General features: G+C 44.9%; 12 protein-coding genes. 5 read left to right on the top strand and 7 right to left on the bottom strand.

The window, feature by feature from the left end; translation table 11 throughout:
- Position 1 precedes the first annotated feature (1 nt).
- Together M2470_RS04015 and M2470_RS04020 are read left to right on the top strand one after the other, a co-directional pair.
- Positions 2-2,119 (top strand): S9 family peptidase, encoded by a 2,118-nt coding sequence (locus M2470_RS04015; RefSeq protein ID WP_280743841.1) that lies wholly within the window; start codon positions 2-4, stop codon positions 2,117-2,119.
- A 103-nt stretch (positions 2,120-2,222) separates the two neighbouring features.
- Positions 2,223-2,711, top strand: a complete 489-nt coding sequence (locus M2470_RS04020) for a Dps family protein (RefSeq protein WP_280743840.1) — start codon at positions 2,223-2,225, stop codon at positions 2,709-2,711.
- Positions 2,712-2,809: 98 nt separating this feature from the next.
- Here M2470_RS04020 and M2470_RS04025 read toward each other — a convergent pair whose 3' ends face one another.
- The 7 genes from M2470_RS04025 to M2470_RS04055 all read right to left on the bottom strand — a co-directional run bounded on the left by M2470_RS04025 (position 2,810) and on the right by M2470_RS04055 (position 10,080).
- Positions 2,810-4,216 carry an arylsulfatase gene (locus tag M2470_RS04025; protein ID WP_280743839.1) on the bottom strand — a complete coding sequence of 469 codons (1,407 nt, stop codon included), beginning with the start codon at positions 4,214-4,216 and terminating at the stop codon, positions 2,810-2,812.
- A gap of 66 nt (positions 4,217-4,282) precedes the next feature.
- A complete protein-coding gene (dinB, locus tag M2470_RS04030; protein ID WP_280743838.1) occupies positions 4,283-5,359 on the bottom strand; it encodes a DNA polymerase IV in 1,077 nt (358 codons plus the stop codon).
- A gap of 117 nt (positions 5,360-5,476) precedes the next feature.
- Complete coding sequence (locus M2470_RS04035) at positions 5,477-7,186, bottom strand: acyl-CoA dehydrogenase family protein (protein WP_280743837.1); 1,710 nt, start codon at positions 7,184-7,186, stop codon at positions 5,477-5,479.
- 1 nt (position 7,187) lies between these two features.
- The gene (locus M2470_RS04040; RefSeq protein WP_280743836.1) at positions 7,188-8,207 is read right to left on the bottom strand and encodes an electron transfer flavoprotein subunit alpha/FixB family protein; all 1,020 of its coding nucleotides are present in this window, start codon (positions 8,205-8,207) and stop codon (positions 7,188-7,190) included.
- 3 nt (positions 8,208-8,210) lie between these two features.
- A complete protein-coding gene (locus M2470_RS04045; RefSeq protein ID WP_280743835.1) occupies positions 8,211-9,083 on the bottom strand; it encodes an electron transfer flavoprotein subunit beta/FixA family protein in 873 nt (290 codons plus the stop codon).
- A 311-nt stretch (positions 9,084-9,394) separates the two neighbouring features.
- Positions 9,395-9,559: a rubredoxin gene (gene rd / locus M2470_RS04050; RefSeq protein WP_280743834.1), complete on the bottom strand. Its 165-nt coding sequence runs from the start codon at positions 9,557-9,559 to the stop codon at positions 9,395-9,397.
- A gap of 35 nt (positions 9,560-9,594) precedes the next feature.
- The gene (locus tag M2470_RS04055) at positions 9,595-10,080 is read right to left on the bottom strand and encodes a ferritin (RefSeq protein WP_280743833.1); all 486 of its coding nucleotides are present in this window, start codon (positions 10,078-10,080) and stop codon (positions 9,595-9,597) included.
- Between the two features lie 448 nt (positions 10,081-10,528).
- On the opposite strand from M2470_RS04055, the gene M2470_RS04060 reads away from it, so the two are divergent.
- From M2470_RS04060 to M2470_RS04070, 3 genes are read left to right on the top strand one after another with little or no spacing between them, the layout of a single operon-like run.
- Complete coding sequence (locus M2470_RS04060; RefSeq protein ID WP_280743832.1) at positions 10,529-10,939, top strand: hypothetical protein; 411 nt, start codon at positions 10,529-10,531, stop codon at positions 10,937-10,939.
- The gene (locus M2470_RS04065; RefSeq protein ID WP_280743831.1) at positions 10,920-12,203 is read left to right on the top strand and encodes a DUF3440 domain-containing protein; all 1,284 of its coding nucleotides are present in this window, start codon (positions 10,920-10,922) and stop codon (positions 12,201-12,203) included. The genes M2470_RS04060 and M2470_RS04065 overlap by 20 nt, the downstream gene beginning before the upstream one ends.
- Positions 12,204-12,209: 6 nt before the next feature.
- The gene (locus M2470_RS04070) at positions 12,210-12,716 is read left to right on the top strand and encodes a ParB/RepB/Spo0J family partition protein (RefSeq protein ID WP_280743830.1); all 507 of its coding nucleotides are present in this window, start codon (positions 12,210-12,212) and stop codon (positions 12,714-12,716) included.
- Positions 12,717-12,737 lie beyond the last annotated feature (21 nt).

A 12,737-nucleotide genomic window follows, 5' to 3' on the forward strand; every position in this document is an offset into this window, starting at 1 on the left:
TATGAAAAAAATACATTTGGTTTTATTAGGTGTTCTTTTGTCTGTAACGATATCTTACGGACAAGGAACGATAGATGATTACAAACGTGCCTATTCCTTGCCGGAGAAGTTCAGGAATCTGATTCCCGGCGCAAATGTGTATCCCCGTTGGCTAGGGGATACACATTCTTTTTGGTATGTGAATAATACATCTGCAGGAGATGAATATATACTGGTAGATGCCGATAAGAAGAAGCGGACCATCATGCCGGACAGTATGAAACAACGGTTACAGGCAGAGGCGGCACAAATGGCCGGAAGGCGTAGCAGCCGCTATTGGGGCGAATGGGATGACGAAAAGACAGGCGACTCGATACCTTCGCCCGATAAACAGCGAATCGCTTTCATCAAAAACAGCAATGTGTATGTAAAAGAAGTGGCTAGTGGGCAGATAAAAGCCCTGAGCAATGACGGGGCAGCCGGCGAGTATTATTCTACGGATATTCGGTGGTCGCCGGATTCCCGGAAGCTAGCTGTCATGAAGATACGCCCTGCCGAAAGGCAATATTTCTATATGGTAGAATCGTCACCTGCCGACCAGTTGCAACCCAAACTGCATACCCGCGAATATGCCAAACCGGGTGATGCCTTACCTTTCTATGTTCCGCATATTTTCCATGTAGAGAGTGGACAACACCTTGCCCCCTCTACAGAACTGTTCGCTTCCCAGTATTACCTGGCCCGCCTGGAATGGGAAGCAGACAGCAAGTCCGTTTTATTTGAGTATAACCAGAGAGGGCACCAGGTGTACCGGGTGTTGGAGTTCTCGGCTGAAACAGGCTTGGTTCGCCCGCTAATAGAAGAAACAAGCGATACCTTTGTGAATTACAGACGCTATTTCAGAAAAGATCTGGCAGGCACGAACGAAATAATATGGATGAGTGAGCGAGACAACTGGAATCATCTCTATTTGATAGACAAAGCCTCTGCAAAGGTAAAGGCGCAAATCACCAAGGGCGAGTGGTATGTAAGAGAGGTACTATATGTAGATGAAGAGAACCGCCTGATTTATTTCTCGGCCAGCGGAATGGCTAAAAAGGAAGACCCCTACTTGGTTCGTTACTACCGTATCAACATAGATGGAAGCGGCCTGACCTGCCTTAGCCTGGAAGAGGGAATGCATACGGCTTGGTTTTCTGCCGACCGGAAATATATGGTTGATGTTTGGTCTAAAGTGGACGTCGCCCCCAAAGCGGTTTTGCGCGACGGCAAAGACGGCAAGATACTGATGGAACTGGAATCGCCCAACCTGACAGCCTTGAAAGAGGCCGGTTGGATAGCTCCGGAGCCTTTTGTAGCCAAAGGGCGCGACAATAAAACGGACATCTGGGGCGTTATCTACCGACCTACGAACTTCGACCCGAAAAAGAAATATCCGGTGATAGAGTACATCTACGCAGGTCCCGGCAGCGCCTATACGCAGAAAGCCTTCCGCCCCTTTATGGCCACTGCGCAACAGATAGCAGAGCTGGGCTTTATCGTTGTACAATGCGACGGGATGGGGACTTCTTTCCGCAGCAAGGCATTTGAAAGCATCATCTACAAAAATCTGAAGGATGCCGGATTCCCGGACCGCAAGGCCTGGATAAAAGCAGCCGCCAATAAGTATCCCTTTATGGACATAGAAAAAGTAGGTATCTACGGAGCTTCTGCCGGTGGGCAGGAAGCGATGTGGGCTGTCTTGTTTCATCCGGAGTTTTACAAAGCAGCCTATGCTGCCTGCGGATGCCATGACAATCGCATGGATAAGATCTGGTGGAACGAACAATGGATGGGATATCCGGTTGATAGCAGTTATATTGCCTGTAGCAACGTAGAGAATGCGCATCTGCTCACCCGCCCGCTGATGTTGATGGTGGGCGAACTGGACGACAATGTAGACCCAGCTTCTACCATGCAGGTAGCAAATGCCCTGATCAAGGCAGGCAAGGAATTCGAACTGGTGATTGTGCCGGGCATGAATCACACGCTGGGCGGCGATTATGGCGACCGGAAGCGCTTTGACTTCTTTGTAAAACATTTGCTGAACGTAACCCCTCCCGACTGGAACCTGATTGGTGACCTGAAGAAATCGAATTAATCTATATCGGATAGAAATTATCTGTTTGACGCATATGATTACTTGCCGTACCTTTGTAGTGTTGATATGAAAAGCGTATAATAATAAATAAAATACAGACATTATGAAAACATTAGATTATCTTCATTTAGATGCTGCAGGTGCAGGCAAAGTAGTAAGTGGTTTACAACAATTATTAGCAGATTTCCAGGTCTTCTACACAAACCTTCGCGGATTCCATTGGAATATTAAAGGGCATAGTTTCTACGTGTTGCACGAAAAATTTGAAAACATGTATGACGATGCCGCTGACAAGGTAGACGAAATAGCAGAACGTATCCTCATGCTGGGTGGCGTGCCGGAAAACAAGTTCAGCGAATACCTTAAAGTGTCAAACATCAAAGAAGTATCAGACATATCCTGCGGGGATGAAGCCGTTAAGAGTGTCCTTGATTCTCTCGGCAAACTAATTGAGGAAGAACGCACCCTGTTGTCGCTGGCTTCCGAAGTGAACGACGAATCAACCGTAGCTTTGATGAGCGACTACCTGAAAGAACAGGAAAAGACCGTCTGGATGCTGGTTTCTTACCTGTCATGTGATTGCAAGAAGTAACAATTTCTGATTTGCACATTAGTTATATTTTTTCGCTCGTTACCTAACAAAAATAGGTGACGAGCGATTTTTTTTTGGATACGTGCTATTTCCGGCTGTTACATTTCCGATTTAAAAGGGAACAAGGGGCTTCTTGAATGTGCGCTTTCTATGTGTGTTTTGAGTTCCCGCACTTTTTCCGGGTATTGCGTTACAGCATTTAACTGTTCCGAGGGATCGGCATTCAGGTTGTATAGTTCCATATAGGCCTTGCCGGGATTGTTGACGTTGAAAGTGATTAGCTTCCAATTGTCTTTTATGACGGCTTGTTTGCCCCCTTCTTCGTGAAATTCCCAGTACAGGTAATCATGTTTCTTTTGTTCGCCACTTTTCGTTAGTTCCGGTAGATACGAAAGGCCATCAACTCCAAGAGGCACCTGTTCGCCTATCAAGTCACACATCGTTGGCAGAAAATCCCAGAAAGCCGACACGTGGTAACTAACCAAGCCTTTGCTGATCTTCTTGGGCCAGGAAACAATAAAGGGTGTACGGATGCCGCCTTCATAAAGGTCTCTTTTGTGTCCCCGGAAGCCGCCACTGCTGTTGAAGGCAAACGGGTTGTGCCCTCCTTCGATATGCGTCCCGTTGTCAGACGTAAAGATTACGATTGTATTTTCTGCGATACCTTTGCTTTCAAGCAAATTCATGATTTGTTGGACACCTCTGTCTAAGCGGCTGACCATCGCGGCGAATGTAGCACGAGGTTTCGGCTGAGCCGTATATCCTCCCTGAGGGAATGGTTTTTCGTCGAACATTCCGTCATATTCCCCCAGTTCGTCGTCAGGTACGATTAGATCCGCATGCGGAATGGTAGGTGTGAGGTAGAGGAAGAACGGCTTTCCTGCATTTTCGCGAATGAAATCCAGAACTTTTCCCATGATGAGGTCGTGCGAATAAACCTGCTTGTTTAGGTTTACTTTGGTTTGATTTTCAAATAGGAAGCGGGGGTAATATCGATGGGCATTGGCCTGTCCCAGATAGCCAAAGAAATAATCGAACCCTTGGCTGTTCGGATGTCCTTCGGTATGCGGGCCACCCATTCCCCATTTCCCGATACAGGCCGTTACATAGTGTTTGCGCTTCATAATCTCCCCAACGGTGATCTCATTGGCTGCCAGAGGGTAATCGAAGGAGTCGCCTTCTTCGCTCACTACCCCTTTATTGCCCCGGATAAAGCTATGTCCGGTATGTTTGCCGGTCATGAGCGAGCAACGCGAGGGAGCGCTGACTGTACTTCCCGAATAATGCTGGGCGAAGCGAATCCCGTTGGCCGCCAGCTTATCAATGGCCGGAGTCTTGATAAAACGCTGTCCGTAGCAGCCCAGGTCACCTATTCCCAGGTCGTCTGCCATGATATAAATAACGTTGGGCGCTTGTTCGTTGCCCTGATCCTGCGCCATTATTCCGGAAACTCCCATGCCGATCGAAGCTGAGCAGTAAACCGTTCTTTTAAGCCAATGTGTCATAAGAGGAGTATTACCTTTAAAGTTGCGAATCAAAAGTACAAATTATTTTAGCGCCTGTTTCTATTTTCAGGGCTTGAATTTTAGCTCGAGTTGGATGTTGGGAGGAGGGCCGGGGCGGCCGTCTTCGGTATTGCTGATGGTGAGTCCCATCAGACGGACTTTCTTCTGCGAAGTGTCGATATGCTTCAGCATTTCTTTGGAGGTATCCCAGAAGAAACGGAAGTCGTGAACGGGATTGGGAAAGGTTTTGCTACGGGTAATGATCTCGAAGTCGGTATATTTTATCTTTAAGGTAATGGTTCGCCCGTAGAACTGCTTTTCTTCGATACGTTCCCAGGTTTTTCGGGCAATGTGATATAGTTCCAGTACCATCTTTGTCGATAGTTCCAGGTCTGTATCAAAGGTATTTTCCGCACCGATGGATTTACGTATACGGTTGGGATTGACTTCGCGTTCGTCAATGGCGCGCGCGTTCTCGTAATAGAGATGCCCCGCTTTCCCGAAGTGCTGGAGCAGGTAGGTTTCGCTCATCTGCTTCAGATCATAGCCCGAATGAATACCTAACTGGTGCATCTTTTTAGCTGTCACCTTTCCTACACCGAAGAAGCGTTCGATCTCCAGCGACTCAACAAACTTTTCCGCATCCTTCGGATGTATCAGGAACAGCCCGTCAGGCTTCTTATAGTCGGACGCTATTTTTGCCAGAAACTTATTATAGGAAACTCCGGCAGAAGCTGTCAGACCGGTTACTTCCCGGATACGATTTTTAATCTCTTTGGCTATGAGAGTGGCTGAGGCCATGTTCTTATGATTCTCGGTGACATCGAGAAACGCCTCGTCAAGCGACAAAGGCTCTACCAGATCCGTGTATTCAAGAAATATCTCCATGATCTGGTCGGAAACTTCCTTGTAAACCTCAAAGCGTGGCGAAACAAATATCAGGAAAGGGCATTTGCGCAGAGCCGTCTTGGAAGGCATCGCCGAGCGAACACCATAGCGCCTGGCCTCGTAACTAGCTGCTGCCACTACTCCTCGCGCTTCCGCATACCCCACAGCAAGCGGCTTCCCCCGATACTCCGGAAAGTCCCGTTGCTCAATAGACGCATAAAACGCATCCATATCGATATGTATAATCTTTTTCAACTGCCTTCGACTTGTTTCTGTAGTTTTCGTAACAGAACGTTAATATACGTATTTTTGGAATATTGCCAAAAAGAAAAGGCTGCCTCGGAAGACAGCCTTTCACGTATATAGTTTTTCTTAACTATGCTTGAAGTATCCGATGTCTTTCGGGTCGAAAGTGGTGATGTAGGAGTAGTGTTTGTTTACTTCGGCTTGTCCGTAGGTGATGTACACTTCGGCGGAGCGGCGGAAGTTGACTTCGTCCTTGTTGGCATCCTGCAAGAGGAGGTAGCCCATTATGCAGTGTCCGGCAGTTTCTACCAGGCGGCGTGCGTGGAAGTCCAGATACTCGCTGTCTTTGGGATCCATTACCAATCCTACGATCTCGTCATATCTTGATGTCATCTCGATTAACTTCTGGCGAAGAGGTTCCAACTCCGGCTTGTAATCCAGCGCTTCGTATTCGCGGATCTGAGTCAGGTACGTACCGGTGGTGACGTGGCGGATGGCTGCTACCACCTGCAACTGGGTTGTTCCTTCGTAGATGTTGGTGATACGTGCGTCGCGGTACAAGCGCTCGCAGGCATAGTCTTTCATGAATCCTGAACCGCCGTGTATCTGGATAGCGTCGTACGCATTCTGGTTGGCATATTCGGTAGTCATACCTTTGCCCAGCGGTGTGAAGGCATCTGCCAGTTTGCTGTATTTCTTCATTTCCTGGCGCTCTTCCGGTTCCAGTTTGCGGTCTCTGGAAATATCTTCCAAAGCCTTGTACACATCCACAAAGCGGGAGGTTTCGTACAACATGGTGCGGGAAGCATCTGTCTTGGCACGCATTAAGGCAACCATCTCGTAAACAGCAGGGAATTCGATAATAGCTTTTCCGAACTGCTTGCGTTCCAATGCGTAGGCATATCCTTCGCGATAGGCAGCTTCACAAAGTCCGACTGCCTGAGCCATGATTCCCAAGCGGGCACCATTCATCAGAGCCATTACATATTTGATAAGTCCCAGTTTGCGTTCTCCGCAAAGTTCGGCTTTTGCATTCTTGTATACAAGCTCACAGGTAGGAGAGCCCTTGATACCCATTTTATTCTCGATACGACGTACATTTACACCTCCGTTACGTTTGTCGTAGATAAACATGGAGAGGCCGCGTCCGTCCCTGGTTCCTTCTTCCGAGCGAGCCAGCACTAAGTGGATGTCCGAGTCGCCATTGGTAATGAAACGCTTCACACCGTTGAGATACCAGCAATCGTCTTTTTCGCTATACGTAGCTTTCAGCATAACAGACTGAAGGTCTGATCCGGCATCCGGCTCGGTAAGGTCCATAGACATGGTTTCTCCCCCACATACACGAGGAATATAACGCTTGCGCTGATCTTCGTTTCCGAATTCGTATAGTGTTTCGGCGCAATCCTGCAATCCCCAGAGGTTTTCAAAGCCCGCATCGGCACGTGATACCATGTCGGCAGCCATAATATAGGGAGTGATCGGGAAGTTTAGCCCACCGTATCTGCGCGGCATGGAAATGCCCATCAATCCGGCTTTACGTACGGTATCCAGGTTTTGTTGAGTGCCTGAAGCATAGCTTACCCGCCCGTCTTTCACCTTCGGACCTTCCTGGTCTACGCCTTCTGCGTTTGGAGCGATGATCTCGTCGCATATTTCGCCTACAATTTCCAATACTTTTTCATAACTATCCATTGCATCTTCGAAATCGTACGGAGCATAATCGAACTCGTCCTTGTCGGCATAGTTGCGCTCTTTCAGTTCAACGATACGTTTCATCAACGGGTGATGCAGATGATGCTTAAACCCGGGTGTATCTAAAAAATAATTGGCCATGTTACTTAGTATTCTGTTTGTAGTACTTAATCATTTTAGGAAGAACCTCTTCTACAGAGCCGGTTATAACGTAATCGGCAATGGTATTGATAGGTGCATTCGGGTCATTATTCACAGAAATAATGATAGAGCTTTCCTGCATACCGGCAATGTGCTGGATTTGTCCGGATATTCCGCAGGCAATATAAAGCTTCGGACGAACGGTTACGCCGGTCTGTCCGATCTGGCGTTCGTGCTCAAGATATCCGGCATCTACAGCGGCGCGTGATCCGCCTACCTCGCCTCCGATAACGGCTGCCAGGTCGTATAGCAACTGGAAGTTTTCTTTTGAGCCTACACCATATCCTCCCGCCACAATAATAGGCGAACCTTTGATATTGGTCTTGCTCTTCTCCATTTGCCTGTCTATTACGCTTACAACAAAGTCGGCATCGCTTACGAATTTGCTGATATCATGTTTCTTTTCTTCGCCTTTGTAATTGGCATCTACTACCTCTTTTTTCATTACGCCTTCGCGAACGGTAGCCATCTGTGGGCGACAATCCGGGTTGATAATTGTAGCAACGATATTTCCCCCGAAGGCCGGACGTATCTGGTAAAGCAGGTCTTTATATACCTTATTAGCTTTCTTTTCTTCGTGATCGCCAATCTCTAAGGAGGTACAGTCGGCAGTCAGGCCACTTCCCAAGGCGGAAGATACACGCGGACCCAGGTCTCGTCCAATGCTTGTTGCTCCCATCAGGGCAATCTGAGGTTTCTCTTCCCCAAACAGTTTTACCAAAATAGAGGTATGAGGTAGCGAAGTGTAAGGAGCCAGGCGCTTATCGTCGAACACGTGAAGCACATCCACACCATACGGAAATACCTGCTTACCAATGCTATCCAGTTTATGACCGATAGCAACAGCCTCCATCTTACATCCCAAAGTATTGGCCAATGAACGTCCTTTCGTCAGCAACTCAAGGCTCACATCGGCTACAATACCGTCTTCTATTTCGCAGTATACAAATAAATTATTCATATCTTATCCGATTGTGTGGTTTAAAATTAATTCTTTCATCAGTTCGTCGATGTTATGATCGGTAGGCTCAAAGGTTTTGCTTTCTTTGGCCTGGAAAATAACATTCTCTATCTTTTTAACCTTTGTCGGAGAACCGGAAAGGCCACATTGTTCCACATCAGCCTGTACGTCGGCTACGCTCCACTCTGTTAAGTTGAGATAAGGACGATTGCTGAACAATTCGGTATAGTCTACAGTAGCCTCTTGTTTTTCGGTAACTGTCTTAGCATGTTTGTATTGCTGAATATATTTTGCGTTACGAGGTCTGCAATCAGCGGCGCTTCCGTTTACTGTAATAACAATCGGGAGCTTACCTTCTACTGTTTCAACACCTCTTTCCAGGCGACGTTTAACTGTAATTTTTCCGTCTTTTACCTGTAGGATGTTTTCAGCATATGTAATTTGGGACAATCCTAACTTCTCGGCCACCTGAGGTCCTACCTGGGCTGTGTCACCGTCTATCGCCTGCCGTCCGCAAATGATCAGGTCGTAATCCTTGATTTTACGGATCGCCATAGAAATGGCATAGGAAGTAGCCAGTGTATCTGCTCCGGCAAAGGCACGGTCGGTTAACAGATAACCTCCGTCTGCTCCACGGTATAAGCCTTCTCTGATGATTTCGGCTGCGCGTGCCGGACCCATTGTCAGCAACGTAACAGTTGATCCCGGATGCTCGTCTTTCAGTTGTAAAGCTTGCTCCAGTGCATTCAGGTCTTCTGGGTTGAAGATAGCAGGAAGTGCGGCACGGTTTACAGTTCCGTCTGCCTTCATGGCATCCTTCCCTACATTGCGTGTATCCGGCACTTGTTTTGCTAATACAATAATCTTTAAACTCATAACATTTATATTTTTCATGGCAGGTTAGTTCCGAAACCAACTTACCCAATTATTAATTCTCGCGCTGCAAAAGTAATTAAACATTCTAAAAATCAAAGAAGATTCGCGCGAATTATGCACACTTTAGACTTTTTTGAGCATTAAAAACGAAAAGTTTCACCTAGGTGAGAATTTTTTCTCACGCTGATGAGAACTTTTTCTCACTCGCATGAGAATTTATTCTCATCCAGATGAAACTTTTTGTTTTTTTACATAAAAAAATCCGTAAATACATGTGTATTACGGATTTAATTCGTTTGTTTTGAGGTGGGTTATTCTTCTACCGGAGAGAAATCGTCTTTTCCAACTCCGCAAAGGGGGCATACCCAGTCGTCGGGTATATCTTCAAAAGCTGTTCCTGGTGCTATGCCACTGTCTGGATCTCCTTCTGCCGGATCGTAGATGTACTCACATACATTACAGATGTACTTTTTCATTGCTTTACTTTTAAATGGTTTTATTTATAAAAATATTAATCACGTTTACCTAATTCATGGTCGATGCTATACAGGCCGTGTACGCCATATATTTTGAATTTGTCGAGAATGCTTTTGGCTGTATCTTCTTCTTCTACCTGCTCGCGAACGAACCACCAAAGGAAATCCTGTGTTGCCTTATCGTTCTCGGCAATAGCAATATCCATCAGTTTGTCAATCAGCTCTGATACATAGCATTCGTGTTTGTACACCTGCTCAAAGACAGCTTCCGGGCTATCCCATTTGTTGGGAACGGCATCAATCGTGCCAATCGTCACTGTACCTCCGCGCATAACAGAATAGTCTATCAACTTGTGCGCGTGTTCTGTCTCTTCTCCGGTTTGTTTCATCATCCAATGGGCACATCCGGAAAGTCCTAAATCTTTAAAATAAACAGCCATTTGTAAATACAGGTTAGAAGACTCCATCTCTGCTTTGATCTGTTCATTAAAGGCATCTGATAATTTTTTCGTTAAATTCATGATATTAATCGTTTTTATTATTGATGAACAAAAATAGGGAAGCAAAATAACTTTCCCTCTTTTTCGTTTATCGAAATTATTTATCTGCTTATTAATAAAACAAATTAGAAGGCAGGAAGTTTAAAATTATAGGATTAAAATGATTGGGGTTCCAATATTTACTATTGATTTGATTTTGTGGCGGATGTTGTTTTCTCCAGTATCCGTAAGGCGATGAGAGAGGCCGACGCCTTTGTTGATGTTCTTTTTTAAAAACTATTTAAAGATAAATCACAAAAATCATCTATATTTTTTTAACCGGAATTAGATGTAATTTTTAAAACGTATGCATGCGATTTTTTAGGCCAAAATAAGGATGAATAATATTCTTAATAACTACATTTGTAAAAAGGTTTCGACGACTTCGTGTAAAGACTCTCTGTTGTGGATTAAAAAGTGGATGGCTTATATGGAAATTATTGAATTGGAAGGCGAAGATCAACGATTATATCGCTTGGTTGCGCATTTGGTGATGAATAAAAATGTATTAAGTTATAATCAGAATTATCCGTTTAAAACATCACCCGAATACCGTTGGTTTGTAGCTGTAGACAATGAAGTTACGCTAGGATTTATCCCTGTAAAAATGGGGAAAGGGAAAGTTACGATCAATAATTATTATATACCGGATGATCAGGAAACTGTTTTTTCTGCCTTATTGAAAAAACTTATTAAAAAGTTTCACCCTGATTTTGAGATTGAATCAATTACACAAATACGACATATTCCTGTTTTTGAGAAAAACGGATTTTTAATTGTTTTGAACTGGAGTAAATATGTAAAAATGAAAGTGCAGATCAATGAAAAAAAATGTCTATGAATTAGCTATGCGCCGCTTGGAAATTACCTTTAATGAGTTTGATAATATTTATATTTCTTTCTCAGGAGGTAAGGATAGTGGCATTATGTTAAATCTGTGTGTCGACTACATGCGGAAAAACGGTATAACAAAGAAAATCGGTGTTTTTTGTATGGATTACGAAGTGCAGTATAATGAAACGATTCAATATATTGACCGGGTATTCAAAAGCAATCAGGATATTCTTGAAATATACCGTATTTGCGTACCGTTTAAAGTAGTAACCTGTACCTCTATGCATCAGTCGTACTGGCGTCCCTGGGATGATGCATATAGGGATATCTGGGTAAGGGATATGCCGGAAGGGAGCTATACAAAGGATCATTTTCCGTTTTATAATGAAGAACTGTGGGATTATGACTTTCAGAACCTTTTCGCCCAATGGTATCATCACCAGAAAAAGGCAAGAAAAACCTGTAGCCTGGTAGGCATACGTACCCAGGAGAGCCATAACCGCTGGAAAGCCATCTATAGCGGACGTAAGAAGCTGATGTATTGCAATCTGAAATGGACGCATCGCGTATCAGACGATATATACAACGCATATATGATATATGATTGGCTGACAACGGATGTATGGACGGCAAACGGACGCTTCGGTTGGGACTATAACCATTTGTATGACCTTTATTACCAGGCAGGTGTATCTTTGGATAAACAACGGGTGGCCAGTCCCTTTATCATTGCCGCTCATGAGAGTTTGCATCTTTACCGAGCCATCGACCCTGATATGTGGGGGAAAATGATCTGTCGTGTAAACGGAGTGAACTTTACGGCTTTATATGGCAATACAAGCGCGATGGCGCGATTTAAGTCTGTCTTGCCGAAAGGGCATACCTGGGAGAGTTATATGCACTTTCTTTTGTCTACCTTGCCGGAAGCTACCCGTTTGAATTATTTGAAAAAACTGTCTGTCAGCATTAGCTTCTGGAGGAATAAAGGGGGCTGTCTGGCAGAAGAAACGATCGAAGCCTTAAGAGCTTGCGGTATCGAAATAGATGTGCAGGAGCGTTCTAATTATCGAACCTCCAAACGCCCGGTCAGGATGGAGTATCAGGACGATATTGATGCTCCGGAATTTAAGAATCTTCCAACCTTCAAGCGTATGTGTATCTGTATACTGAAAAATGATCACCTGTGCAAATACATGGGCTTTTCCCTCACGAAGAAAGAGTTGGAAAGTAAGCAGCGAATCTTGGAGTTTTATCAAAATTTATACACATAAAATCAAATGAACGAATACAAAAGCCCGGTGTATGATATAAAACCGGTACCTATAGAGAAAATTCAAGCCAATGCCTATAATCCCAATGTAGTAGCACCTCCGGAAATGGAACTACTCGAACTCTCGATATGGGAAGATGGATATACCATGCCTTGCGTATGCTATTATCTGCCCGATAAGGATCGCTATGAGCTGGTAGACGGCTATCACAGGTATAAGGTTATGAAAAAGTCTAAACGCATCTACGAGCGCGAGAAAGGAATGCTGCCTGTTGTTGTTATAGAGAAAGACCTTTCAAACAGGATGGCTTCTACTATCAGGCATAACCGTGCCCGTGGGACGCACAACATAGCATTGATGACCAATATCGTGGCAGAACTCAAAAACTCGGGCATGAGCGATGCCTGGATTATGAAGCATATCGGTATGGATGCCGATGAACTGCTCCGGCTCAAACAAGTATCAGGACTGGCGGCTTTGTTTGCCGACAAAGATTTCAGTATACCGGATTAAGCTAAAATATAATTACGTAAC

Source organism: Parabacteroides sp. PH5-46 (assembly GCF_029892785.1).
Classification (GTDB): Bacteria; Bacteroidota; Bacteroidia; order Bacteroidales; family Tannerellaceae; genus DFXE01.

Excerpts from the sequence above, each read along its gene's own strand:
- M2470_RS04020 (WP_280743840.1), top strand. The coding sequence starts at position 2,223 with ATGAAAACATTAGATTATCTTCATTTAGATGCTGCAGGTGCAGGCAAA.
- M2470_RS04015 (WP_280743841.1), top strand. The coding sequence starts at position 2 with ATGAAAAAAATACATTTGGTTTTATTAGGTGTTCTTTTGTCTGTAACG.
- M2470_RS04070 (WP_280743830.1), top strand. The coding sequence starts at position 12,210 with ATGAACGAATACAAAAGCCCGGTGTATGATATAAAACCGGTACCTATA.
- M2470_RS04040 (WP_280743836.1), bottom strand. The coding sequence starts at position 8,207 with ATGAATAATTTATTTGTATACTGCGAAATAGAAGACGGTATTGTAGCC.
- rd (WP_280743834.1), bottom strand. The coding sequence starts at position 9,559 with ATGAAAAAGTACATCTGTAATGTATGTGAGTACATCTACGATCCGGCA.
- M2470_RS04045 (WP_280743835.1), bottom strand. The coding sequence starts at position 9,083 with ATGAGTTTAAAGATTATTGTATTAGCAAAACAAGTGCCGGATACACGC.
- M2470_RS04025 (WP_280743839.1), bottom strand. The coding sequence starts at position 4,216 with ATGACACATTGGCTTAAAAGAACGGTTTACTGCTCAGCTTCGATCGGC.
- M2470_RS04035 (WP_280743837.1), bottom strand. The coding sequence starts at position 7,186 with ATGGCCAATTATTTTTTAGATACACCCGGGTTTAAGCATCATCTGCAT.
- M2470_RS04060 (WP_280743832.1), top strand. The coding sequence starts at position 10,529 with ATGGAAATTATTGAATTGGAAGGCGAAGATCAACGATTATATCGCTTG.
- M2470_RS04065 (WP_280743831.1), top strand. The coding sequence starts at position 10,920 with ATGAAAAAAAATGTCTATGAATTAGCTATGCGCCGCTTGGAAATTACC.
- M2470_RS04055 (WP_280743833.1), bottom strand. The coding sequence starts at position 10,080 with ATGAATTTAACGAAAAAATTATCAGATGCCTTTAATGAACAGATCAAA.